We start from the raw sequence: 22,956 nt of genomic DNA, 5'->3' as shown, positions 1-22,956 counted from the left end.
TGCGTTGAGAGCACAAAGGCCTTACGGGTACGTTTCGCGAGCGAAGTGACTTCTGGCACGTGCCATCGGCGCCCGGCGATCCTATGGTTGATTTCAGAACAGAAAGCGGTGGTTATCCATGGCCAAATCGGCGCTCGATCCCCAGGTGATTGCGAACGCGGTGCAATTGGCCTGCCGCGCACCGTCGGTGCACAACAGCCAGCCGTGGCATTGGGTCGCCGAGGGATCAGACCTGAAACTCTTTCTCGCGCCCCATCGGGTTCCGCACGCCACCGACATCAGCGGCCGGGAGTCGATCATCAGCTGCGGCGCCGTGCTCGACCATCTGCGGGTAGCACTCGCCGCGGCGGGCTGGCGGGCGAACATCGCGCGGTTCCCCAACCCCAACGATCCCGACCACCTGGCCACCATCGACTTCAGCCCGTCGGAATTCGTCACCGATGCCGAGCGAGCCCGTGCTGACGCGATCCTGACCCGGCGCACCGACCGTTTACCGTTCGCACCGCCGCCCGATTGGGCAGCCTTCGAGCCGGTGTTGCGCAGCACGATCAACACCGACCAGGCGGTGTTGCACGTGCTGCCCGCCACGATCCGTCCGCAATTGGCCGAAGCGTCCCGTTTGACCGAGTCGCTGCGCCGGTACGACTCCTCGTATCACGCCGAACTCCATTGGTGGACAGCTCCATACGAGATGTCTGACGGTGTGCCGTATAGCAACCTGGTCTCAGCGGCCGAGCGGGACCGGCTCGACATCGCACGGACCTTCCCGGCCGACGAGCATCCCGATCGGCGGCCAGAAGTCGACCATGATCAGTCGACCATCGTGGTCTTGTCGACCTATAACGACACCCGCCGGGATGCGCTGGGCTGCGGTGAGGTGCTCTCCGATGTGCTGTTGGAGGCGACCGTGGCCGGCCTGGCCACCTGCACTCTGACGCACATGACCGAACTGGAAGCCAGCCGGTCCATCATCCGGGCCCTCACCGGGGACCGCGACAACCCGCAACTGCTCATTCGGATCGGCCTGGCGCCCGCGATCGCGCAACTGCCGCCGGCCACCCCGCGGCGGCCGCCGGCAGACGTTCTGGAGTTCCGCGGTTGACCTTCACTCGGCGACGGGTGCTGCCTCGGCGCGGCGCTTGATACCGCGCAGCATTCCGCGCGTCATCAGTGACACCACCGGTCCGGACAGTTCGGCGCCGATCACCTCACCCGGCAGGCGCAGGCGCGAACGGCTGCGCACCAGGAGTCGGCATCGATCCTCCCAGCGCGGCATCACATGAAACGACCACACGCCGTCCCATGGCAGCCGGGACGGATCGATCCGAAGAACGATCGACTGGCCCTCGATGATCTGCGCGACCGGTAGCGCCACCCCATCGCGCAAACCCATCCAGCCGCGCGGGGCCAGCCGGATGACGTCGCCGACCGCCAACTGCTGCCACTCGGGGTGGATTCGATCGGCGTTGCGCAGCTTCAGCCCCACCGAGTTCTCCAAGGCCTCGTAGCTGTACAACCCGCCCCGGTCCTGGCCCATCTGCACCAGCCAGCGCCACACCTCACTTGCGGGCGCGTCGATCCACACACCTTCGGTGGTCTGGACCGCCGGCCGGCCGACGAGTTCATCACCGGGAAGCGGTGTTTGGCACTCCTCCTTGGTAGTGCCCCAGTTGCGATAAAAGCGCCGCGCCCCATACAGCCCGGCACCCACCAGCGCCGTACCCACCACGGTCTTCCACATACCGTTCATACCGTCAGTCTTGCCGAGAACCTCGACGAGCCGTAGGGCCTTCTGCCCACCGCGATAGGACTTCGGTCCCTACCGGTGACCTGGGCCGAGTGGTCGGATCGAATCAGGTACGAGGGGGCAGACATGGAACACAACACAACCAAATACTCGGCAGTGCAGATCGCCGTGGACGAGGATACCGACCGCACCCGGGCCACCGCCCGGTTGGCTTGGCGAAGCAGGAACCTGATCGGCATGGGGACCGCCCGGATGACGGCGGGTGACGCGCATTCGGTGGAGCTTCGCGACGAGTTGGCTGTCGCCCGCGCGCTGTCCAATCTGGCCAATCAGCTGTTCGCGATCTCGATGTCGGAGATCGAGACCGTCGAACACAGTCGACACACCCTGACCGCCCTGACCGGAGGTAGACATTGACCAGATCCACCGGAGTTCGGCGGCAGCATCCCCGCCGGGTGTTCAAGGACCGGCGCGAGGCCGGTCAAGTGCTGGCAGGCTTGCTCGAGGCGTACCGCGGCCGACCCGACGTGATCGTGCTGGGCTTGGCCCGCGGCGGTATCCCGGTCGCCTACGAGGTGGCCAGTTCGCTGGGGGCCCCGCTGGACGCCTTCATCGTCCGCAAACTCGGTGCACCGGGCCACGAGGAGTTCGCCGTCGGTGCACTGGCCAGCGGCGGCCGCATCGTGGTCAACGACGACGTGCTGCGCGGGCTGCGGGTAACCCCGCAGCAGCTGCGGGAAGTCGCCGAGCGCGAGGCCCGCGAGTTGGTCCGGCGGGAATCGGTCTATCGCGAGGGGCGCCCGCCGCTGCAGGTCACCGGCAAGACCGTGATCCTCGTCGACGACGGGCTGGCCACCGGGTCGAGCATGCTCGCGGCCGTGCAGGCGCTGCGCGAATCCGAGCCCGCCGAGATCGTGATCGCGGTCCCGGCCGCACCGGAGTCCACCTGCCGGGAGTTCGCCGGGATCGTCGACGACATGGTGTGCGCCTCGATGCCCACGCCGTTTCTTGCGGTGGGTGAATCGTTCTGGGATTTCCGCCAGGTCACCGACGACGAGGTGCGCGAGCTGCTCGCGCGACCGACTGCGGGCAGGCCGGTGCCGCCGGCGGAGCCTCGCGCCGCCGATCTGCTTGCCCACACCGCGATCAACGCCCCCGGCGGGGTGCCGCCGCGCGAGGTGCTCGAGGATCTGATCGGCGACGCCCGCGTCGTGCTGATCGGCGAGAGTTCGCACGGCACCCACGAGTTCTACGAGGCCCGCGCCGAGATCACCAAGTGGCTGATCGAGGAGAAGGGCTTCAATGCCATTGCCGCAGAAGCTGATTGGCCGGACGCCTACCGGGTCAATCGCTATGTTCAGGGCTTGGGTGACGACTCGACGGCCGAAGAGGCGCTGCGCGGCTTCGAGCGGTTCCCCGCCTGGATGTGGCGCAACACCGTAGTGCGTGACTTCGTCGGCTGGCTGCGGTGGCACAACGGTCGGCGCGCAGCGGACGGCGGCAGGCAGGCCGGCTTCTATGGCCTGGACCTGTACAGCATGCACCGCTCGATGCAGGAGGTCATCGCCTACCTCGACACCGTCGACCCGAATGCCGCGGTGCGCGCCAGAACCCGCTACGCCTGCTTTGACCACTCCACCGGTGATGACGGCCAGGCCTATGGCTACGCCGCCGCCTTCGGTGCCGGGGAGTCCTGTGAACGCCAGGCCATCGAGCAGCTGGTGGAGATGCAGCGCGACGCGGTGAGCTACCTGGCCCAAGACGGTGAACTCGCCGAAGACGAGTTGTTCTACGCCCAGCAGAACGCGGTGACAGTGCGCAACGCCGAGGCGTACTACCGCGGTATGTTCGCCGGCCGGGTGACCTCGTGGAACATGCGGGACAAGCACATGGCCGAGACGCTCAACGCCCTGCTGGCCCATCTGGACAGGCATGCCGGCCCAGAACCCGCTCGAATCGTGGTGTGGGCGCACAACTCTCATGTCGGCGACGCCCGCGCCACCGAAGTCTCTGCGGACGGCCAGCTCACCATCGGACAGCTGGCCCGTCAACAGTACGGCGACGAGTGCCGCCTGATCGGCTTCTCCACCTACCAGGGCACCGTCACCGCTGCCAGCGACTGGGGCGGGATCGCCGAACGCAAGGTGGTCCGCCCGGCCCTGCCGGGCAGCATCGAGGAACTGTTCCACGAGACCGGCGAACCGTCCTTCCTGGTGCCCATGCACGACGGATCCCTGGCCGCCAAGGCGCTCGAGGTGGTGCGGCTCGGGCGTGCGATAGGGGTGATCTACCTGCCGCAGACCGAACGGCAGAGCCACTATTTCCACGTCCGTCCATCCGATCAGTTCGACGCGATGATCCACATCGACTCCACCCGCGCTCTGGAACCACTGGAACCGACCAGTGTGTGGATCGCCGGGCAAAACCCGGAAACGTATCCGAGTGGTCTCTAGTCGATGAATGAACTCGCCGTCAGGGGCCACCGGATCGTCACGCTGACGATGAATCCCGCTCTCGACATCACCACGAGCACTGACGTAGTGCATTCGACGGACAAGCTGCGGTGCTCGGCGCCACGGTACGACCCCGGCGGGGGCGGTATCAACGTCACTCGGGTGGCCGATGTGCTCGGGGCCGCCACCACCGCGGTGTTCCCGGCCGGTGGTTCGGCCGGCAACATGGTGCACAATCTGCTGGTCGCCGAGGGCTTGGCGGTCCAGCGCGTCAAGGTCGGCGGCTCCACCCGGGAGAGCTTCACCGTCGACGAGCGCTCCACGGGAAAGCAATACCGCTTCGTGCTGCCCGGACCCGAACTCACTCTGGCCGAGCAGACCGAGTGCCTGCTTCAGCTGCGCCGGGCAGCCGCCTCGGCCGCGATCGTGGTTGCCAGCGGCAGCCTGCCGCCCGGGGTTCCCCCGGATTTCTACCAACAGGTGGCCAACGTGTGCGTCGACATCGGCGCGGTGTTCGTCCTGGACACCTCCGGCGGCGGACTCCGGCACGTCACCTCCGGGGTGTTCCTGCTCAAGCCCAGCCTGCGGGAACTGCGGGAATGCGTCGGCCGTGACCTGGTCACCGAGGCGGAGCAACTGGCCGCCGCCTACGAGCTGATCGAACGCGGATGTGCCGAACATGTTCTGGTCTCGCTCGGCGCGCGGGGCGCGCTGCTGGTCACCCGGCAGGGTGCGCACCGATTCCCGCCGGTCGTGGTCCCGGCGGGCAGCGGCGTCGGGGCAGGCGACGCCATGGTGGCCGGCGTTGCCGTCGGCCTGACTCGCGGCTGGCCGTTGACCAAGGCGGTGCGCCTGGGTATCGCGGCCGGTGCCGCGATGCTGCTGACGCCGGGTACGGCCCCGTGCACACGCGATGACACCGAGCGACTGTTCGAGTTGGCCGAAAGTCCCGTCGACATCGAACTGGTGACCGGCTGACGCCGTTAGGGCCGTTTTCGCACCACTTGGGGACTTTCTGCCCTGAGACTCGCCCCACCGCGACGATAACGTCGGCACAATAGACGTTGTCGTCCCGGGGGAGCCATCGATGCCCGAACCGTTCACACCGCCGTCGATCGTCGTCGGCGTAGACGGGTCAAGGGCCGCCGTCCGGGCCGCGGTGTGGGCCATCGACGAAGCCGTCAGCCGCGATATCCCGCTGCGACTCGTGTCCGCGATCCCTCCGTCCGGCTCCGAGCCGGTCGACCCGCACGAGGAGGCGAGCCGACAGGCCAGCGCCGAATTGGCGGTGCGCTACGCCGCCGACGCCATCGAGGTCACCGAGCGGCCGGTCAAGGTCGAGACGGAAGTCCTGCAAGGCCAGCCGGTCGCCACAATCGTGGAAGCGTCCCGGGCGGCAGCGATGATCTGTGTCGGCGCGGTGGGGCTCAAGCACTACGACCACAATCGCATCGGGACGACAGCCACCGCTCTGGTCGGCTCGGCCCACTGCCCGGTCGCGATCGTGCGCGGATCCGAACGGGCAATCGCGCATGATTCCGGATGGGTCGTCGTCGAACTCGATGAATCCCCCGACAGCGCGGCGGTATTGCAGTTCGGGGTCCAGGAGGCCCGGTTGCGGGGGGCGCCGCTGCGGGTGCTCAGCTCGTGGCAGTCGCGCTACACCGACGTGCATGACTCCCACGCGGTGGCCGACGGCAATCGGATGGTGCGCGCCCAACTCGACCGTCGGCTGTCGCACTGGAAACATCGCTACCCCGATCTGGACGCCCGGCCGGTCGCCGTCCACGGCAGCGTGCTGAACTACCTCGCCAAGCACGGCGCCGAGATTCAGCTGGTCGTGGTGGGTGCGCGCAATGCCGAAGGCATCGAGGAACTGCTGGGCCCGACGGGCTCGGCGGCCCTGCACAACACCGACTGTTCGGTTTTGGTGGTCGATCGTCAGCGCCTGTTGTGACGGATTCGGGCTGACGGACCGATATCGTTAGCCCATGGTGAAGGTCTTTCTCGTCGATGACCACGAAGTCGTTCGCCGCGGACTGATCGACTTGTTGTCCGCCGACACCGAGCTCGAGGTCATCGGTGAGGCCGGATCCGTCGCGCAGGCACTGGCGCAGATCCCGGCACTGCAGCCAGACGTCGCGGTGCTCGATGTCCGCCTGCCGGACGGCAACGGCATCGAGCTGTGCCGTGACCTGCTGGCCAAGATGCCCGACCTGCGATGCCTGATGCTGACGTCGTTCACGTCCGACGAGGCCATGCTCGACGCCATCCTCGCCGGCGCCAGCGGATACGTCGTCAAGGACATCAAGGGAATGGACCTGGCCCAGGCGATCAAGGACGTCGGCGCGGGCCGTTCGCTTCTGGACAATCGGGCGGCCGCGGCGCTGATGGCCAAGCTGCGCGGTGCCGCGGAGCGCTCCGATCCGCTCTCGGGTCTCACCGAACAGGAGCGGGTATTGCTGGGGCTCCTCGGGGAGGGATTGACCAACAAGCAAATCGCCGCGCGGATGTTTCTGGCCGAGAAGACGGTCAAAAACTATGTATCGCGATTGCTGGCAAAACTCGGCATGGAGCGGCGCACGCAGGCCGCGGTGTTCATCTCCAAACTTGACCACAATCACACAGGAGAAGACTGAGGCATCGCCGCCGATCTGGTGGCACCATGGTCTTCGTGACCGACAAAGTCGGGCCGGAGGGGAATCCGCACGCGGCACCACCGCTGCGAGACACGCTGTCCCAGCTGCGCTTGCGCGAGTTGCTCGTCGAGGTACAGGACCGGGTAGAGCAGATCGTCGAGGGCCGGGATCGGCTCGACGGGCTGCTTGAGGCGATGCTGGCGGTGACCTCGGGACTTGAGCTGGACGTCACGCTGCGAACCATCGTGCACACCGCCATCGACCTGGTCGACGCCCGCTACGGCGCATTGGGCGTCCGCGGTCAGGACCACGAACTGGTCGAATTCATCTACGAGGGCATCGACCCCGAAACCCGGGATCAGATCGGGCCGCTGCCGGAGGGCCGCGGCGTGCTCGGCCATCTGATCGACGAGCCGAAGCCGATCCGCTTGGAGAACATCCTGCAGCACCCCGCCTCCGTGGGTTTCCCGCCGAACCATCCGCCGATGCGGACCTTCCTGGGTGTTCCGGTGCGCATCCGCAACGAGGTGTACGGCAACCTGTACCTCACCGAAAAGGCGGATGGGCAACCGTTCAGCGAGGACGACGAGGTGCTGGTCGAAGCGCTGGCCGCCGCGGCGGGCATCGCCATCGACAATGCCCGGCTCTACGCACAGTCGCGCGCCCGGCAGTCGTGGATCGAGGCCACCCGCGATATCGGCACCGAGCTGCTCGGCGGTGGCGACCCGGCGCGGGTTTTTCGGCTCATCGCCGACGAAGCGGTCAAGCTGACCGCCGCCGACGTGGTGCTCGTCGCGGTGCCCAGCGACGTTCAACTGCCCGTCGAGGACATCCGGGAACTGCTCGTGGTCGAAACAGCCGGGGCGATCGGCCCGGCGCAGGCGCTACCGTCGATACCCGTGGCGGGCAGCGCCATCGGCGCGTCCTTCGCCACTCGCACCCCGCGCCGGTTCGACACCATCGGCGATGAACTCGCCACCGTGCCCGACGCGGGCACGGCATTGGTGTTGCCGTTGCGCACCACCAATGCCGTTGCCGGTGTCATGGTCATCGTGCGCCGCCGCGGGAAGCAGGCATTCAGCGACGAGCAGCTCGACATGATGGCGGGATTCGCCGACCAGGCTACGCTGGCCTGGCAGCTGGCCACCACGCAGCGGCACCTGCGGGAACTCGATGTGCACTCCGACCGCGACCGCATCGCCCGCGACCTGCACGACCACGTGATCCAGCGGTTGTTCGCCATCGGGCTCTCGCTACAGGGCACGATTCCCCGCAGTCGGGTGCCCGAAGTGCAACAGCGGCTGATGAACAGCGTCGACGACTTGCAGGGGGTCATCCAGGAGATCCGGACGGCGATCTTCGACCTACACGGTGGGTCGGCGGGCACCACCCGGCTGCGACAGCGCCTCGACGAGACGATCGGCGCGTTCGCCGGTTCGGACCTGCGCACCAACGTCCAGTACATCGGGCCGTTGTCCGTGATCGATGCCACGCTGGCCGATCACGCTGAGGCGGTGGTCTGCGAGGCGGTCAGCAATGCGGTGCGGCACGCAAATGCGCAAACCCTGGCCGTCAACGTCCGGGTGGAGGACGAACTGGCGATCGAGGTGGTCGACGACGGCCGCGGCATCCCGGCCGATGTCACCGCCAGCGGGCTGACCAACCTGCGTCGCCGCGCCGAGGAGGTCGGTGGCGAATTCGAGGTGGGTAACGCGCCCGGCGGGGGCACCATCCTCCGGTGGACGGCCCCGTTGCCCTGAGGGCCGGTTACGCCGCCTGAAAACATTCGATCCCGCCCGACGCGTCACCGGGCGACAATCACCGGCATCCGGACGCCGTGCACCACCGCGGTGCTGACCGAACCGAGCAGCATTCCGGCGAACCCGCCGCGCCCGTGGCTGCCGACCACCACGAGCTGGGCCGACTCGGACTGCTCGATGAGCTGGCGGGCCGGCCGGTCGGCGACGACCACCCGGTGGACCGGAACATCGGGATAGCGCTCCTGCCACCCCGCCAGCCGCTCGGCGAGCGTCTCCTGGGCCACCGTCTGCATCGTCGACCAGTCGACGCCCGGGAACTCGAAGACTCCCGTGTCACTCCAGGCGTGCACCGCCACCAGGTCCACCCCGCGGAACGAGGCCTGCTCGAAGGCCACCTCCAAGGCCCGTTCCGAGGCCGGCGACCCGTCGACGCCGACCACTACCGGGGCCTTCGACGGATGCGACATCAGCGGATCCTCGTCGTGGATGATCGCCACCGAGCAATGCGCATGATGGATCAACCCGGTGCTGATCGAGCCCAGCAATCCGCGGGCCAGCGCACCGCGACCGCGACAACCGACCACGAGCAGCTGTGCGTCTTTGGACAGATCCACCAGAGTCGGCACCGCGGGCCCGGAAACCAACTCGGTCGCGACCTCCACCGGGTGGTCTTTGGTGGCCTCCATCACGGTCTTGCACGCGCTGTCCAGGATTTCGCGACCCGAGTCCTCCTGCCACTGCAGGTAGCCCGAGGGCATCGGAACCTCGGGAAAGGTCATCACCACAGGCGGGATGAGAACGTGCACCAACCGCACCGACAGCCTGCGCAACGCCGCGTCCCGCGCCGCCCAATCGACGGCCACTTTCGACTCTGGTGAGCCGTCGACCCCGACCACAATGTCATATTTCGTTGCAGGAGTTGACATCAGACGCTCCTTTCGACTCGTGACGAGACCGCAGCCCTTCAGGTGTAGTAGCCGCCACCCCCACGCTAGGCCTGGCGGTCGTCGGCATCATGAGGCGTTGGTCCCATCCAGGATGGCCACAAGGCCCTGATCGCCGAGGCTCTGATGTGGCAATGTCGGTGTCATGGCCAGCGTAAGCCCGTTCGGGGGTTCTGTCGGCAACGTTGGCAGCGGCGGCTCCAGCCTGGGCTTGCCGGTCGCGATCGATCCGCGCTACCACGACGCCGTGCTGTTCGACCTCGACGGCGTGGTCACCGACACCGCGTCGCTGCACGAGGAAGCCTGGGCGGAGTTATTCGCCGAGTACGACTTCACCAGCGCCGACTATCGGCATTTCATCGACGGTAAACCGCGCTACGACGGCGTCCGTGATTTCCTGGCATCGCGGGGAATTTCCCTGCCGTGGGGTGCGCCCTCCGACGAGGGCGAGGACACCATCTGCGGCCTCGGTAACCGTAAGCAACGCCTCTACCTGGCCAAGATCGCCGATGGTGTGCCGACTTTCGAATCGACGGTGGCCCTGGTTCGCCGGCTCGACGAACTCGGTGTGGGTACCGCGGTGTACTCGGCAAGCCGCAACTGCGAGGCGGTCTTGGAGTCCGCCGGCATCGGTGGCTTCTTCGCGGTGCGGGTCGACGGTCTGACGGCCGAGGAACTCGGCCTGCCCGGCAAGCCCGACCCGGCGATGCTGCTGGAGACCGCCGATCGCCTCGGCGCACGGCCCGGGCGCTGTGTCGTCGTCGAAGACGCCGAGGCCGGGGTCAGCGCCGGACGCGCAGGCGGGTTCGGACTCGTGATCGGCGTGGACCGATCAGGAAGCGCCGCCGAGGGCCTGCTGCGGTGTGGGGCCGACGTGGTGATCGGCGATCTCGCCGACGTCACGGTGCGCACGATCGACCGGCGGATGTCGGCCCTGCCCGACGCCCTCCCGTCGTTCGGCCAGGTGGCCGGCGTGGTGTCGGCCCGCCAGCCGGTGCTGTTCTTCGACTTCGACGGCACGCTGTCCGATATCGTCGCCGACCCCGCGGCGGCCACCCTGGTATCCGGCGCGGACAAAGCACTGCAATCGCTGGCGGCGCTGTATCCGGTCGCGGTGCTGTCCGGCCGCGACCTCGCCGACATCCGTTCCCGAATCGGTATTCCCGGCCTGTGGTACGCCGGCAGCCACGGGTTCGAGATGGTCGACCCCGACGGCACCCACCACGAGAACGCGATCGCCGCGGCGGCGGTGCCCGTCCTGGCCGATGCCGCCGACGAGTTGACTGCCCAACTCGCAGAAATCGCCGGAGTGGTCGTGGAGCACAAGCGATTCGCGGTGGCTGTGCACTACCGCAACGCCGCACGCGAGGCCGCATCGACCGTCGCGGCCGCCGTCCACCGGGTCGGCAGCAGCCACGGACTCCGGGTCACCGCAGGCCGCAAGGTCGTCGAGCTGCGCCCGAACCTGGACTGGGACAAAGGCAAAACCCTGGAGTGGATCACCGACCGGATCACCAGCACCGAACCGCTGTTGCCCATCTACATCGGCGACGATCTGACCGACGAGGACGCCTTCGACGCCGTGCTGCACGACGGGATCGGAATCGTGGTGCGCCATGACGAGGACGGCGACCGGTCGACCGCCGCGCGGTTCTCACTGTCCGATCCGGCACACGTCCTGAAGTTCATCGAGCGACTGGTCGATCAGTGTGATGTGGACCGCCAGATCCTCTCCGGCCCTTGGTCGTTCACTTTTGGCGGCTACCTGCCCGAACAGGAACGGTTGCGGGAGGCGTTGTGCACCGTCGGCGACGGCTACCGCGCCACCAGGGGCTGCGCGCCGGAAGCCGACGCCGCGACATTCCACTATCCCGGGACGTATGCGGCCGGGGTCTACAACCGGCTCACCGACGAGATCGACGGGGTGACGGTCGAGAACGAGAGCCTGGTCAATCTGCCGAACTGGTTGTCGTTGAAATTCCGGATCAACGGCGACGAGTGGTTCGACATCGACTCGGCGGACATCCTGACCTACCGGCAGAGCTTGGATCTACGGCACGCCGAACTCACTCGCGAGTTCCGGTTTCGTGACCCCGCCGGACGTACCAGCCGGGTCGTGCAACGGCGCATCGCCGCCATGCATCTGCCGCACGCCTGCGCGCTGGAGACCACCATCTCGGCCGAAGACTGGTCGGGCAAAATCCAAATCCGATCGATCATCGACGGCGACGTTCGCAACAGCGGCGTCGTGCGCTACCGGGACCTCGCCAGCGATCACCTGGCCGTGTTCACCACCCGTGAACTGTCGCCGAACAGCGCTCTGCTGGTCTGCCAGACGACTCAATCACGGATCCCGATCGCGGTGGCTGCCCGCACCGGGGTGTGGACCGGAGGGAACCGCCTGATGACCGACGGCACCTACGTCGAGGAGCACCGTCGCACCGGACACACCTATCTGGTCAAGATCGCGGCGGGCGAGTCGGTCACCATCGAGAAGATGGCCACCGTCGTCACCGGCCGCGATCACGCGATCTCCGAACCTGGTGACGCCGCCCAACGATCGCTGACCCAGCTGGGCCGCTACGCCGAGCTGCGCGACGGGCATATCCGCGAATGGGCCCAGCTGTGGGAGCGATTCGACATCGCGTTCGAAGACAACGCCGACGCCATGCGCGTCGTACGCCTGCATCTGCTACAACTGTTGCAGACCGTGCCCAACCGCGCGGTGGACCTCGATGCCGGAGTGCCCGCGCGCGGCCTGCACGGCGAGGCCTATCGCGGCCACATCTTCTGGGACGATCTGTTCGTGTTCCCGGTGCTCAACCTGCGGGCACCGGAAACCACTCGATCACTGCTGCGTTATCGCTACCGGCGGCTGCCCGAAGCGCGCCGCGCCGCCAAGGAGGCCGGTTTCGAGGGCGCGATGTTCCCGTGGCAGTCGGGCAGCGATGGACGCGAGGAAAGCCAGAAGCTGCATCTCAATCCCAACTCCGGACGCTGGAATCCGGACGCCAGTGCGCGCGCCCACCACATCGGAAGTGCGGTCGCCTACAACGTGTGGCAGTACTATCAGGTGACCGGCGACTTGGAGTATCTGATCGAGAACGGCGCCGAGATGCTCGCCGAGATCGCCCGATTCTGGGTCAGCCGAACTGAATTCGACGAGAAACTGGACCGCTACGTGATCCGTGGCGTGATCGGCCCGGACGAATTCCACTCCGGCTATCCCGACGCGCCCTACGACGGTGTCGACAACAATGCCTACACCAATGTGATGGCTGTCTGGGTGATCGTGCGTGCGCTCGATGCCCTGGACGCCCTGCCGCTGCGTGACCGGTTGGATCTGATGGAGCGGCTGGGGATTCGCGGCCGCGAGCTGGACAGCTGGGACGAAGTCAGCCGGCGGATGTACGTGCCCTTCCACTGCACCTCGAATTCCGGGCCTACGCCGGGGGACGAAGTGATCAGCCAGTTCGAGGGGTACAGCGAGCTGGCCGAACTCGATTGGCACGGCTACCGACAGCGTTATGGCAATATCCAGCGGCTTGATCGGATCCTGGAGGCCGAGAACGACAGCATCAACCGCTACAAGGCCTCCAAGCAGGCCGATGTGCTGATGCTGTTCTATCTGCTGTCCTCGGACGAACTTCGGGAACTGTTGGCCCGGTTGGGATATCGCTTCACCCCGGAACAGATCCCGAAGACCGTCGATTACTACCTGCACCGGACATCGCACGGGTCGACGCTGAGCGGCGTCGTGCACGCCTGGGTGCTGGCCCGCGGCGATCGCGAGCGAGCCATGCGGTACTTCCAGCAGGTGCTGATGTCGGACGTGGCCGACATCCAGGGCGGTACCACCGCCGAGGGAATCCACATCGCGGCAATGGCGGGCAGCATCGATCTGCTGCAGCGCTGCTTCACCGGTGTGGAGACCCGCGCCGACCGGCTGATCCTGTCCCCGATGTGGCCGGAAAGCCTTGGTGCCCTGCGGTTGCCGATCTACTACCGCGGCTACCGCCTACACCTGACGGTCCGCGGCCGCACCGCCGAGGTCAGCGTCGATCCCACCGATCACCCGGCCATCGAGATCGAATGTCGCGGCAAGGTGCAACGACTCACGCCCGGATCGTCGCTGCGGTTCGGCTGAACCGTCAGCCACCGACGATGAAGGCGCCGTCATTGAGCCAGTCGGCGACCTCGGACAGCGGGCGCCGTGGCGTCGCGGGCAGTGGATCGGCATTCACCGCGGCCCAGCCCACCCGCAGCATCATCTGGGGATAGCCGCTGGTGCCGAAGACGTCGGCGCGAACCGCCTCCCGCGTTTCGGGCACCTCAAGCGGCTCGGTCACCGGGCAGGTCGCCAACCCCATCGCCGTCGCCGACAACAACACCAGACTCGTCGCCTCCCCGGCGCGCAACCGGGCCAGTTCGTCATCGGTCTCGGTACCCAGCGCCAGCAGGACGGCATTGTCCTCGGCGGGCGAATCCTGCGCCGCCTGGGCCAGCACCGGGCCGGCGAACACCCGGGCCGGCAACGCCGCGTTCGGGTCGGACGCCGGAGTGTTGCGGGCCGGCACACCGGCCACCGACCCATACCGGCCGCTCCAGGCGTTGAGTTCGGTGAGGTAGTCGGCGTCGGTGGTGTGCTTGCGCACCGACCGGGCGATGATCGCGGCGAGGTCGGGCAGCAGATCGAGCTGGCGCAACATCACTCCGGCCCGTGCGGCACGGGCACCCATCAGCGCGATGTCGCCCGAGGGCACCGGCCAGGCGCTGTACTTGCGCCGGTCGGTACGGCGCCGGGCGATCGCGGCTGCCAGCGTGATGTCGAGTTCCCCAGCCTGCTGCCGGTGAACCTGCAGCGAAGCCAGGTGATCGGGCTCTGCGGGGTTGGGGAATCGGCGGATCCTGGCCTGCCAGCCCAGCGCGGCCAGCGCGACGGTGCAGTGGTGCAGCGCGGCACCGCAGCTGATGAGCATGTCGCGCCGGTCGGGGTCGGTGTTGGGCAGGTGCCGGCTCGGATCGGCATAGAGCTGCATACTGTGCGGCCCGACCCGCCAGTGCCATGGCTGCGAGTTGTGCACCGACGGCGCCTGCGTGGCCAGGGTCAGGACGGCCCGAACCGTGTCTGGGTCGGGGAAATGCGCGCTCATGGTTCTCGTCACCTTCACTGGATCACCGCTCGTATACCCACTGTCGCCCTGCCCCACCACGGCCGGACAGAGACGTAAGTCCTTTGCTGCGGGGACTTGTGCAGCCGGATCGCGGGCTGCTCAGCCCGCGCCGGCCGGCAACAACCCCGGCACGACCGTGGCGGCAACCCAGCGCCGTATGTGCGCCGGATCGCGCCAGTCACCGGCCTTGGTTTTCGCCATCGCGCTGGCGGGAAAGCCGCGGGCGTCGGCGGCCAGCGTTCCGCCGAACGTCACATGGCCACGGGCACCAACCCGCTCGATGAACCCGGCCACCTGCTTGGTCGGCGGGATGTCGCCGAGAGCGGCCGAGTCATCCAGCGGTCCGCTGCTGACCAGCCACACCGGCAGGCCGCGCAACGCGGCCGCGTGCCGGCGTACGAATCGCCGGGCGTGGCGGTGCCACCGATTCGCGTAGAGCGCGCCGGCGACGATCACGGCATCGAAGCCCTCCAGATCGCCGACGTCACGCGCCGACGTCACCACTACGGTGAAGCCCGCCTCGAGGAGCGCATCACCGATCATCGCGGCCAGACCCGCAGTGCCGCGGCGTTTGGAACCGTAGGCCACCAGTACCTGTGTCATGCCGGGACCTCGGCATCCATCTTGATCTGACGCACGGTTGCGCGCATGATGTGCGCGACGAACGGCCGCACCAACCACCAATACCGCCCAAAGCGTCGACGAGACCGGGGATCGGTTGTCGCGGTGCGACATTCATAGCTGAGCAGGGTCTTGGCCGACCCGTAGGGGCGAACTGAGAAGTTGGCGGCGATCTTGCCCCAGCCCGGCTCGGTGAAGCCGGCGAACTCCGCGGCGTCGACGCTGCGCCACTCGATGACGGGCTGCCAGAACCGACCCACGGCACCGAAAGCGATTTCCGTGCCATCACGCTCACCCAGCACCAGCCAACCCGGAAGGCCCACTCCTTCGCCGACGACCAGGCGCGACAGCGGTGGTGCCGGCCGGCCGGCCAACCGCGACGGCAGTTCGCGCACCCACATCGCCGCGTCGAGCAACGGACTGTGCACCCTGAGCAGGTCCAGTCCACGGGCAGCGCGGTAGGTGGCCGATGGATCTGCTTGCACCACAACATGTTCGGAGATCGCCACATCATACGACGGCAACGCCGCATCGATGACCATGCCCTCGACGCCGGTCGTCATGGCTCAATACTGGTCGACACCGGCCCCGGAGAGAAAGGGGCCGACGGCCCGGCCGCGGAGGACCATCGACCCGAGTCTCACGGATGCCTGCTGGTCACTCCCCCGTCTACGACGAGATGAGCGCCCGTGACGAAGGAAGCCTTCGGTGACATCAGGAACGCGACCGCTGCGCCGACCTCTTCCGGGTTGCCCAGCCGGCCCATCGGCGCGGCCGCCTCGAAGCCCTGGCGTACCTCGTCGATGTCCAGGGCGATCTGCAACATCGGGGTGCGGATGAATCCCGGGCACACCGCGTTCACCCGGATTCCCTCGGGGCCCAGTTGGGCGGCCATCGATCGGGTGAGTCCGAGCAGGCCGGCCTTGGAGGCGCAGTAGGCCGGGATGAACGGGTTGGCGGTCAGTCCCTCGATGCTGGAGATTCCGACGATCGCGGGTGCGGAGCCGGCGCGGACGGCCTCCTGCAGATGCGGTAGCAGCAGCTGCGCCAGGATCGCCTGGGCCTTGAGATTGACGTCGAGGACGGCGTCCCAGGATTCCTCGGTGTAGGCGCCCACCGGTTCGGGAATGACCCGCCCGGCGGCGTGCACCAGTCCATCGATTCCGCCCAGTTCAGCGGCCGCTTGGTCGATCGCCCCGCGCAGCGCAGCGCTGTCGCACACGTCGATCACCGCGTACGGCATGCCGAGTTCCGCGGCGACGTCGGCAACCGCCGCGGCCATGTCCCACAGCGCGACGCGGCGCCCGTCGGCGACCAACGCCTCGGCCGAGGCCCGGCCGATACCCGATGCCGCTCCGGTGACGATAACACCGCTCACTGGTGCACCATCCGTGTGTCGGTGATCTTCTCCGAGGGTTTACGGGTGCACCATCGGGTGTGTCGGTGGTCTTGGATGGGTCGCCGATGCACCCGAGGTGGCTGCTGGGTCATCGCCCTGCTCGCTTGACGCCGCCGACGTCCAGCATGAGTTTTGCGAGGCCCGGCAGTTCCCAGACCGTGCCGACCGTCAACAGGGCTGTGCGCCGGTGAGCGCCGATCAGTGAGCGACGCGGCTGTCACGTTCTGCCACCGAACGTCGGGTGCCTCCCCACTGGGTTCAGCAGCGAGGAGGCTGTCTTGAAGTCTGCCCCAATTCCCTTGCCCGACCATCCGCCCAACGGCCTGACCGCTGGTATCGACTGGTCCCGCGATGATCACGCGGTGTCCATCGTTGATGCCCGAGGTCGACAGATCGTGCGTGCGACCATCGAGCATTCTGATGCCGGCTTGCACAGCTTGGTCAGGCTGCTCGCCAAACACGGTGTCGGCGAGGTTGCCATCGAACGCCCCGACGGCCCGGTGATCGACACCTTGCTCGAGGCCGGCCTGACCGTTGTGGTCATCAGTCCCAACCAGGTCAAGAATCTGCGCGGACGCTACGGGTCGGCTGGCAACAAAGACGACCGCTTCGATGCCTTCGTGCTCGCCGACACCTTGCGCACCGACCCCATCCGGCTGCGACCCCTGACACCGGACAACCCGGCCACCGTCACGTTGCGCCGCGCCTGCCGCGCGCGCAAAGACCTGGTCGCCCACCGTGTGGCCATGGCCAACCAGCTCCGCGAACATCTCAAGCGCGTATTCCCCGCCGCAGTGGGCCTGTTCGCCGACATCGACAGCCCGATCAGCCTGAGGTTCCTGAGTCGTTTCGACTGCCAAGACCGCGCCGACTGGCTCTCGCCCAAACGTTTGGCCGCCTGGCTGGCCAGCGTCGGCTACTGCGGACGAACCGACCCCGCCGTCTTGCACGCCCGCCTGACCGCTGCACCCCGTGGCGTCTCCGGTGACCAAGCAATCACCGAAAGTCACGTAACCCGAGCATTTTTGGCTGTTCTTCAGACCGTGACCGAACAGATCAAAGCACTGTCGATGCAGATCGACGAACAACTGGCACTGCACACCGATGCACACATCTTCACCAGCCTGCCCCGCGCCGGCAGAATCCGCGCCGCCCGACTGCTCGCCGAGATCGGCGACTGCCGCGCCCGCTTCCCCACACCGGAGTCCCTGGCCTGTCTGGCCGGGGTCGCCCCCTCCACTCGACAATCCGGCAAGATCCGCAGCGTCGGATTCCGCTGGTCCTGCGACAAACAACTGCGCGACGCCGTCACCGACTTTGCCGGCGACTCCCGACGAGCCAATCCCTGGGCCGCCGACCTCTACGACCGCGCCATCACCCGCGGCCACGACCACCCCCACGCCGTACGCATCCTGGCCCGCGCCTGGATCTACGTCATCTGGCACTGCTGGCAGGACGGCGTCGCCTACAACCCAGACCAACACGGCGCCCTCCAACGCCTCATCCAAAGCCGCAACGACACCGCGGCTTGACACAGGGCGGCTTGACACAGGGCCACTCATGCGCGATCCGCCTTCTCATGCAACTCCGCTCGGCGCTGAGTGCTCGGCGGGTTGTCGAACCAGAGGTTCTCCTCCCGCAGCTGCTTACTGCGCCATCCGCCTGCGGTGCGCACCATAACGTGGTGGTAGTAGCCACCGCACGCACTTGTCTCACTGGCGCCGGGCAGCAGCATCGGGTTGTAGAACATCGCACGCACGGTTGCGGTGTCACCATCGATGTCGGCTTCGATATTGGTGACGAAGTGCTGGGTCATCGGCATCAGCGTCAGCGAGCGCTCCAGCCAGCCGCAGACCTCCTCGCGCCCCCCGGCCGGACCCCCGACACAGCTGTAGTCGAGGTGGGCGTCATCGGTGAACAGCGACCGCAACAGGTCCCAGTCCTTGCCGTCAACCGCGCGGGCATAGCGGTGGAGCACCGAGGCGATTTCGAGTTCGTCACTGATGCGCTGTATGTCCATTTCTCACCTCTTGTGCAGGAAACCCTTGTGCCGCTTCGGCTCTGCGACCCCGGCGGCCTCGATGATGGCCCGGACGGTGCGTCGGCACCGACCGCATTCGGCCCCCGCACCGCAAACCTTGGCAACTTGTTTGGTCGTGTGGGCACCGGCTTCAACCGCATCGGTCACCACCTGACTCGTCACACCGTTACACAGACAGACGAACATCGCGGGACTCAGGCGTTCTCGTCCATGTGCATGATGTGCTGCAGCCGGCCGACGAAGACCGGCGGGTAGGCCCCGATGCCGGTGCGGCCCATCCATTCGGCCGCGACATCGGGGTGGTCCACCCAGGCGATCGCGTCGGCCTCGTCATCGAGTTCCTGCAGGATCATCAGCTCGTGGTCGTCGTCGAAGGCCTGGAATATCCGCACCGCCCGCACGCCCGCGGCGGCGAATCTCGGCAATCCTTCGTGAACGCCCTCGATCAGCGACGGCACGTCCTCGATCGTGGCGATCGCCCCGACGATCACCCCAGGCGGGCCCGCCTCGGTGGGCTCGACCAGGGTGACCTTTTCCACCGTCTCGCCGGCGAAGATCGCGGGGATGTCATCGAGGCCTACGGCGTCGAACCAGCTGAGGAAGGCGCGAGAGCGCAGTACCTCCAGGATGGGCTCCTTGCTGCGCAAGGACATTGTGACCATGACGCGGCCAGGGTCCCGTGTCGCGGTGTACAGCACCACATAATGCGCACCCAGGTCGACCAGGGGCGCCTTGCTGCGCTGCAGTACCGGCCATACCCGGCTCGGGTCGGGAACCCGGTAGTCCATGGCGAGAACGAGCGTGTGGGTCTGACCCTGCGCCGTACCGTCCACGCCCGACCCCCGTCTAGTCGCTGGCCGGCAGCGGCTTGGCGGTCTTCTGCTCCAGCACCGTGGTGCCCACACTCAGGCTGCCCGCCCCGGCCTTGGTGACCAGGAGTTCGGCGCCGCTTTCGTCGACGTAACGCTTGCCCATCACGGTGCCGCCGGAGAACGCTGAATCCAGCTGGGCCCCTTCGGTTTTCTCGCCGTCCAGCGGGATCATCGGAACGCCGCCGGCGCGCAGATCATCGAGGCTGTCCGACGACCGCACGACGATCACCTGGGTGTCACAGACCTGGCTCTGCAGTCGGGTGCCGGTCTTGATCATGGTTGTCCTCCTGGAATCACTGGGTTGGGCTCGGCGACTTCAGTTCGTCGGCCAGCTGGCGGCGCAGCACCTTGCCGGTCGGCGTGGTGGGCAGCTCGTGGCGGAATACCACCCGGTCGGGCGTGCGCGATCCGCGCAGCTGCGTCCGCACGTGGGCGCGCAGATCTTCCGGGTCCGGGGTGATGTGCGCGACGGGGACCACGACGGCGACCATGATCTGGCCCCATTCGGCGTCTTCCACACCGACGACGGCGACGTCGCGCACGTGGGGATGTTCGACCAGCACATCCTCGACCTCAGCCGGAGCAATGTTCTCCCCGCCACGGATGATGGTGTCATCAGAGCGACCTCCGATGAACAGATAACCATCGGCATCCAGGTAGGCGACGTCCTTGGTCGGGAACCAGCCTTCTGGATCCAGCACCGAGCCGATTTCGGCGTAGCGGCCCGACACCTGGTCGCCGCGGACGAACAGCTCGCCGACCTCTTCGGGACCCAGGACCGTACCGTCGTCGGCGCGGATCTGGACCTCGATGCCCGGCACCGGCTGGCCGACCGAGCCGAGTCGCCTGCGGGCTGGTTCGTCGGCGGCCTGATGGGCATCCCGGTGATCGTCGGGCGTGAGAACGGCGATGGTGGAACTGGTCTCGGTCAGGCCGTAGGCGTTGACGAAGCCCACCTCGGGCAGCAATTCGAGCGCCTTGCGCACCAGGGGCAACGCGACCTTCGAGCCGCCGTAGGCCAGGCTCCGCAGCGCCGGCAGCGGGGTGGGATTGGTCTCCAGCTCGGCGATGATGCGATCGAGCATGGTGGGCACCACGGTCGCGCTGGTGACCGCCTCGGTCGAGGCCAGCCGGATCCACTCGCGCGGGTCGAACTTGCGCAGGTAGACCATCTTGCGACCGGCATACAGATTCGACAGTGCCGCGCTGACACCGGCGATGTGATAGGGCGGCACGCAGACCAGCGCGGCGTCGCCCGGCTCGGCGGAGGCGAACTCGACGGTGCCGGTCACGTAGCTGGTGAGGTTGTTATGGGTCAGCTCAACGGCTTTCGGCCGTGATGTGGTACCCGAGGTGAACAGCACCACGGCCACATCATCGGGGTCGGGGAATTCCGCGGCCGGCTCGGCCGTCGCCGCGGCGGCCAGGAACTCCTGCGATTCCATCCGTGCCATGCCCAGGCCCGCGACCACGTCGGCGTATTCGGCGTCGAAGACGATCAGCGGGTCGGGTAACCGCTCGATCAGCTCGGTCAGCGCCTCCCCGGACAGTCGGTAGTTCAGCGGCGTGAAGGCCCGCGCGGCGCGCGCCGAGGCGAAGATCAGCAGCGGCAGCATGGCACCACCGAGACCCACGTAGACGACACTGCCCGCTCCGGAGCCGGCGATGATTCCGGCGCCGCCGTCGGCCAGGGCGTTCAGCTCGCCCACCGTCAGCCGCTGGTCGTCGGTGACCACCGCGACCCGCTCGGCGTCGGAGGCCGCCATCTCCAACAACAGTGCCACGCTCATCGATTGACCTCTCCTGTCGCCGCGTGTCTAGACCGGGTTGAATTCGGAAATCAGCCAACGACCGTCGGTCTTGGTCAGCTTCACCACGACGGCACTCGTCGACAGCGCCGGGTCGGGCCGGTCCTTGCTCGTGGTCACCTGGTTGACGAAGACCAGGACGGTCGCCATGTCGGGGTTCAACTCCGAGACCGCCGCGCGTTGCACGGTTGCCTCGGTCTTGACACCCTTCTGTTTAGCGGCCGGCGCCACGATCTGGTCGGTGAATTGGCTGTAGTACTTGAGGAATTCACCGGTGAGGTGGGACTTGGCGTTAGCCAGGTCCTTGTCCAGAGTGTCCGGCGCGTAGGACAGCAGCGCCACCGTGCCGTCCCGCGCGGCGTCGGAGACCTGCTTCTGCCGGTCCTGGATCTGCTGGTCGACGGAAGCCGTGGTGAACAGGTTCAAGCCGAAAGCCTGCTGATCCGGTCGGTACATCCACCAGTAGACGCCGCCGGCGGCGCCGGCCGATGCCACCAGCAGCACCGCGAGCAGAATCGCCGCCCAGTGCCTGCCGGACCAACTCAGCGCCCGACGGCCGGCACCGGGTGCAGGGTCGGCTGCCGCCGGCTCGGCGACGGTTTCCTCGCTGGCGCCGGAGTCCTCGGTGGTTACCTTGTCGTCGTCGGTGACGTCGGGTTCTGTCGCAGCGGTTTCGGTGATCTCCACGCCGGTCAGATTTTCTTCTTTGTTCTCGTCGCTGCTCATGGCACGAACTCCACATTCGACATCTTGTACTGGTCCCCGTCGCGCGCCACCGTGACGCTCATCCGCCAGGCGCGCGGATCCTGATGTGCCCCATTGGCATTGGTGACTGTCGAGGACGCCGCGAGCAACACCACCCCGGTATCGCCGTTATCGCTGTCGAGTGCGGCCGACTTGATCGAACCGACTGTCACCGCCTTGGACTGCTCGGCCGTCTTCACGAAATCGTCGGCACCCCGGGAGAAATCATCCTTGAACGTTCCGGTGGACAAATCGATGACGTGTTGGACGTCGGCCTGGGCGCGGTTGTAATCGATCGACAGCAGCGCCGTCACACCGGTGGTGGCGGCCTTGATGAGTTCCGCGCGGTGTGCCTGCTCGGCGGTGACTTTCTGATGCGCGACGACCATCATGCCCGTCACCACCAGCGATCCAACAGCCACAGCCACGACCAGAACCACCGCGACCGTCAACCGACCTATCCGCGACCACCACCCGCGGCGGTCGTCCTCGAAGTCCTCGATGTCCTCGGTGGACTCGAGGGGCTCCATCTCTTCTGACGCCGCGGCGTCATCGGTCGATGCCGAGCCCCGCAGGCGTGCGGCGGTGGCCTTGGCGCGCGCGGCCTCTGCGCGGGCTTCGGCTTCGGCCGCCTCGGCCTCGGCGAGCTCGGCCAGCGCCTCCGAGACCGCCTCTTCGTTCACGTCAGCCGCCATGGCGTCCACGCACGTCGTTCATGCTCGGCACGCGGCGCGCGACAACGTATGAGCGTCGC

At 67.3% G+C, this 22,956-nt stretch carries 22 protein-coding genes; 9 read left to right on the top strand and 13 right to left on the bottom strand.

Annotation, left to right across the window (positions count from 1 at the left end):
• The first annotated feature begins 118 nt into the window (after positions 1–118).
• A complete protein-coding gene (locus tag ORI27_RS13595) occupies positions 119–1,102 on the top strand; it encodes an Acg family FMN-binding oxidoreductase (RefSeq protein ID WP_265997394.1) in 984 nt (327 codons plus the stop codon).
• A 3-nt stretch (positions 1,103–1,105) separates the two neighbouring features.
• On the opposite strand, the gene ORI27_RS13590 is transcribed toward ORI27_RS13595, so the two are convergent.
• Positions 1,106–1,741 (bottom strand): SRPBCC family protein, encoded by a 636-nt coding sequence (locus tag ORI27_RS13590; protein ID WP_265997593.1) that lies wholly within the window; start codon positions 1,739–1,741, stop codon positions 1,106–1,108.
• 132 nt (positions 1,742–1,873) lie between these two features.
• Here ORI27_RS13590 and ORI27_RS13585 point away from each other — a divergent pair, with 132 nt between their 5' ends.
• The 6 genes from ORI27_RS13585 to ORI27_RS13560 all read left to right on the top strand — a co-directional run bounded on the left by ORI27_RS13585 (position 1,874) and on the right by ORI27_RS13560 (position 8,599).
• On the top strand, positions 1,874–2,164 hold the full coding sequence (locus ORI27_RS13585; RefSeq protein WP_265997393.1) for a dsRBD fold-containing protein: 291 nt from the start codon (positions 1,874–1,876) through the stop codon (positions 2,162–2,164).
• Positions 2,161–4,200: an erythromycin esterase family protein gene (locus ORI27_RS13580; RefSeq protein WP_265997392.1), complete on the top strand. Its 2,040-nt coding sequence runs from the start codon at positions 2,161–2,163 to the stop codon at positions 4,198–4,200. Before ORI27_RS13585 ends, ORI27_RS13580 begins: the two co-directional genes overlap by 4 nt.
• Before the next feature lie 3 nt (positions 4,201–4,203).
• Complete coding sequence (locus tag ORI27_RS13575; RefSeq protein ID WP_265997391.1) at positions 4,204–5,178, top strand: 1-phosphofructokinase family hexose kinase; 975 nt, start codon at positions 4,204–4,206, stop codon at positions 5,176–5,178.
• A gap of 109 nt (positions 5,179–5,287) precedes the next feature.
• On the top strand, positions 5,288–6,157 hold the full coding sequence (locus ORI27_RS13570) for a universal stress protein (RefSeq protein ID WP_265997390.1): 870 nt from the start codon (positions 5,288–5,290) through the stop codon (positions 6,155–6,157).
• Between the two features lie 34 nt (positions 6,158–6,191).
• The gene (gene dosR / locus ORI27_RS13565) at positions 6,192–6,839 is read left to right on the top strand and encodes a hypoxia response regulator transcription factor DosR/DevR (protein ID WP_265997389.1); all 648 of its coding nucleotides are present in this window, start codon (positions 6,192–6,194) and stop codon (positions 6,837–6,839) included.
• A gap of 26 nt (positions 6,840–6,865) precedes the next feature.
• Positions 6,866–8,599, top strand: coding sequence for a sensor histidine kinase (locus ORI27_RS13560; RefSeq protein WP_407666306.1), 1,734 nt, complete (start codon positions 6,866–6,868; stop codon positions 8,597–8,599).
• Positions 8,600–8,643: 44 nt separating this feature from the next.
• Here ORI27_RS13560 and ORI27_RS13555 read toward each other — a convergent pair whose 3' ends face one another.
• Complete coding sequence (locus tag ORI27_RS13555) at positions 8,644–9,525, bottom strand: universal stress protein (RefSeq protein WP_265997385.1); 882 nt, start codon at positions 9,523–9,525, stop codon at positions 8,644–8,646.
• A 163-nt stretch (positions 9,526–9,688) separates the two neighbouring features.
• Here ORI27_RS13555 and otsB point away from each other — a divergent pair, with 163 nt between their 5' ends.
• Positions 9,689–13,690, top strand: coding sequence for a trehalose-phosphatase (otsB, locus tag ORI27_RS13550; protein WP_265997383.1), 4,002 nt, complete (start codon positions 9,689–9,691; stop codon positions 13,688–13,690).
• Positions 13,691–13,694: 4 nt separating this feature from the next.
• On the opposite strand, the gene ORI27_RS13545 is transcribed toward otsB, so the two are convergent.
• The 4 genes from ORI27_RS13545 to ORI27_RS13530 all read right to left on the bottom strand — a co-directional run bounded on the left by ORI27_RS13545 (position 13,695) and on the right by ORI27_RS13530 (position 16,716).
• Positions 13,695–14,696: an Acg family FMN-binding oxidoreductase gene (locus ORI27_RS13545; RefSeq protein ID WP_265997382.1), complete on the bottom strand. Its 1,002-nt coding sequence runs from the start codon at positions 14,694–14,696 to the stop codon at positions 13,695–13,697.
• A 120-nt stretch (positions 14,697–14,816) separates the two neighbouring features.
• Positions 14,817–15,320 carry a flavodoxin domain-containing protein gene (locus ORI27_RS13540; RefSeq protein WP_265997381.1) on the bottom strand — a complete coding sequence of 168 codons (504 nt, stop codon included), beginning with the start codon at positions 15,318–15,320 and terminating at the stop codon, positions 14,817–14,819.
• The gene (locus ORI27_RS13535; protein ID WP_265997380.1) at positions 15,317–15,901 is read right to left on the bottom strand and encodes a hypothetical protein; all 585 of its coding nucleotides are present in this window, start codon (positions 15,899–15,901) and stop codon (positions 15,317–15,319) included. The genes ORI27_RS13540 and ORI27_RS13535 overlap by 4 nt, the downstream gene beginning before the upstream one ends.
• A gap of 77 nt (positions 15,902–15,978) precedes the next feature.
• Entirely contained in the window at positions 15,979–16,716 is a 738-nt protein-coding gene (locus ORI27_RS13530; protein WP_265997379.1) for an SDR family NAD(P)-dependent oxidoreductase, read from the bottom strand.
• Between the two features lie 299 nt (positions 16,717–17,015).
• Between ORI27_RS13530 and ORI27_RS13525 the strand changes: the two genes are divergently transcribed.
• Positions 17,016–18,269, top strand: coding sequence for an IS110 family RNA-guided transposase (locus tag ORI27_RS13525; RefSeq protein WP_265997377.1), 1,254 nt, complete (start codon positions 17,016–17,018; stop codon positions 18,267–18,269).
• Positions 18,270–18,295: 26 nt separating this feature from the next.
• On the opposite strand, the gene ORI27_RS13520 is transcribed toward ORI27_RS13525, so the two are convergent.
• The 7 genes from ORI27_RS13520 to ORI27_RS13490 are packed head-to-tail and all read right to left on the bottom strand — an operon-like array spanning position 18,296 to position 22,897.
• Positions 18,296–18,757 (bottom strand): nuclear transport factor 2 family protein, encoded by a 462-nt coding sequence (locus ORI27_RS13520; RefSeq protein ID WP_265997376.1) that lies wholly within the window; start codon positions 18,755–18,757, stop codon positions 18,296–18,298.
• Positions 18,758–18,760: 3 nt separating this feature from the next.
• Positions 18,761–18,964: a (2Fe-2S)-binding protein gene (locus tag ORI27_RS13515; RefSeq protein WP_265997375.1), complete on the bottom strand. Its 204-nt coding sequence runs from the start codon at positions 18,962–18,964 to the stop codon at positions 18,761–18,763.
• Between the two features lie 8 nt (positions 18,965–18,972).
• Entirely contained in the window at positions 18,973–19,566 is a 594-nt protein-coding gene (locus ORI27_RS13510; RefSeq protein ID WP_265997592.1) for a fatty-acid--CoA ligase, read from the bottom strand.
• A gap of 58 nt (positions 19,567–19,624) precedes the next feature.
• The gene (locus ORI27_RS13505; protein WP_265997374.1) at positions 19,625–19,927 is read right to left on the bottom strand and encodes a hypothetical protein; all 303 of its coding nucleotides are present in this window, start codon (positions 19,925–19,927) and stop codon (positions 19,625–19,627) included.
• Between the two features lie 16 nt (positions 19,928–19,943).
• Positions 19,944–21,440, bottom strand: coding sequence for a class I adenylate-forming enzyme family protein (locus ORI27_RS13500; protein WP_265997373.1), 1,497 nt, complete (start codon positions 21,438–21,440; stop codon positions 19,944–19,946).
• Between the two features lie 27 nt (positions 21,441–21,467).
• A complete protein-coding gene (locus ORI27_RS13495; RefSeq protein WP_265997372.1) occupies positions 21,468–22,184 on the bottom strand; it encodes a hypothetical protein in 717 nt (238 codons plus the stop codon).
• A complete protein-coding gene (locus ORI27_RS13490; protein ID WP_265997371.1) occupies positions 22,181–22,897 on the bottom strand; it encodes a VirB8/TrbF family protein in 717 nt (238 codons plus the stop codon). Before ORI27_RS13490 ends, ORI27_RS13495 begins: the two co-directional genes overlap by 4 nt.
• Between the last annotated feature and the right edge of the window lie 59 nt (positions 22,898–22,956).

Source organism: Mycobacterium pinniadriaticum (assembly GCF_026242045.1).
GTDB lineage: Bacteria > Actinomycetota > Actinomycetes > Mycobacteriales > Mycobacteriaceae > Mycobacterium > Mycobacterium pinniadriaticum.
Note: the sequence above shows the minus strand (reverse complement) of the source record. Positions and strands in the feature narration are given on the sequence as shown.

What these genes read in the sequence shown, in the direction of transcription:
- ORI27_RS13510 (WP_265997592.1), bottom strand. Translation starts at nt 19,566, where the DNA reads ATGGACTACCGGGTTCCCGACCCGAGCCGGGTATGGCCGGTACTGCAG.
- ORI27_RS13555 (WP_265997385.1), bottom strand. Translation starts at nt 9,525, where the DNA reads ATGTCAACTCCTGCAACGAAATATGACATTGTGGTCGGGGTCGACGGC.
- ORI27_RS13575 (WP_265997391.1), top strand. Translation starts at nt 4,204, where the DNA reads ATGAATGAACTCGCCGTCAGGGGCCACCGGATCGTCACGCTGACGATG.
- ORI27_RS13545 (WP_265997382.1), bottom strand. Translation starts at nt 14,696, where the DNA reads ATGAGCGCGCATTTCCCCGACCCAGACACGGTTCGGGCCGTCCTGACC.
- ORI27_RS13590 (WP_265997593.1), bottom strand. Translation starts at nt 1,741, where the DNA reads ATGTGGAAGACCGTGGTGGGTACGGCGCTGGTGGGTGCCGGGCTGTAT.
- ORI27_RS13535 (WP_265997380.1), bottom strand. Translation starts at nt 15,901, where the DNA reads ATGACGACCGGCGTCGAGGGCATGGTCATCGATGCGGCGTTGCCGTCG.
- ORI27_RS13540 (WP_265997381.1), bottom strand. Translation starts at nt 15,320, where the DNA reads ATGACACAGGTACTGGTGGCCTACGGTTCCAAACGCCGCGGCACTGCG.
- ORI27_RS13505 (WP_265997374.1), bottom strand. Translation starts at nt 19,927, where the DNA reads ATGATCAAGACCGGCACCCGACTGCAGAGCCAGGTCTGTGACACCCAG.
- ORI27_RS13560 (WP_407666306.1), top strand. Translation starts at nt 6,866, where the DNA reads ATGGTCTTCGTGACCGACAAAGTCGGGCCGGAGGGGAATCCGCACGCG.
- ORI27_RS13595 (WP_265997394.1), top strand. Translation starts at nt 119, where the DNA reads ATGGCCAAATCGGCGCTCGATCCCCAGGTGATTGCGAACGCGGTGCAA.
- ORI27_RS13495 (WP_265997372.1), bottom strand. Translation starts at nt 22,184, where the DNA reads ATGAGCAGCGACGAGAACAAAGAAGAAAATCTGACCGGCGTGGAGATC.
- ORI27_RS13490 (WP_265997371.1), bottom strand. Translation starts at nt 22,897, where the DNA reads ATGGCGGCTGACGTGAACGAAGAGGCGGTCTCGGAGGCGCTGGCCGAG.
- ORI27_RS13520 (WP_265997376.1), bottom strand. Translation starts at nt 18,757, where the DNA reads ATGGACATACAGCGCATCAGTGACGAACTCGAAATCGCCTCGGTGCTC.
- ORI27_RS13570 (WP_265997390.1), top strand. Translation starts at nt 5,288, where the DNA reads ATGCCCGAACCGTTCACACCGCCGTCGATCGTCGTCGGCGTAGACGGG.
- dosR (WP_265997389.1), top strand. Translation starts at nt 6,192, where the DNA reads ATGGTGAAGGTCTTTCTCGTCGATGACCACGAAGTCGTTCGCCGCGGA.
- ORI27_RS13500 (WP_265997373.1), bottom strand. Translation starts at nt 21,440, where the DNA reads ATGAGCGTGGCACTGTTGTTGGAGATGGCGGCCTCCGACGCCGAGCGG.
- ORI27_RS13585 (WP_265997393.1), top strand. Translation starts at nt 1,874, where the DNA reads ATGGAACACAACACAACCAAATACTCGGCAGTGCAGATCGCCGTGGAC.
- ORI27_RS13515 (WP_265997375.1), bottom strand. Translation starts at nt 18,964, where the DNA reads ATGTTCGTCTGTCTGTGTAACGGTGTGACGAGTCAGGTGGTGACCGAT.
- otsB (WP_265997383.1), top strand. Translation starts at nt 9,689, where the DNA reads ATGGCCAGCGTAAGCCCGTTCGGGGGTTCTGTCGGCAACGTTGGCAGC.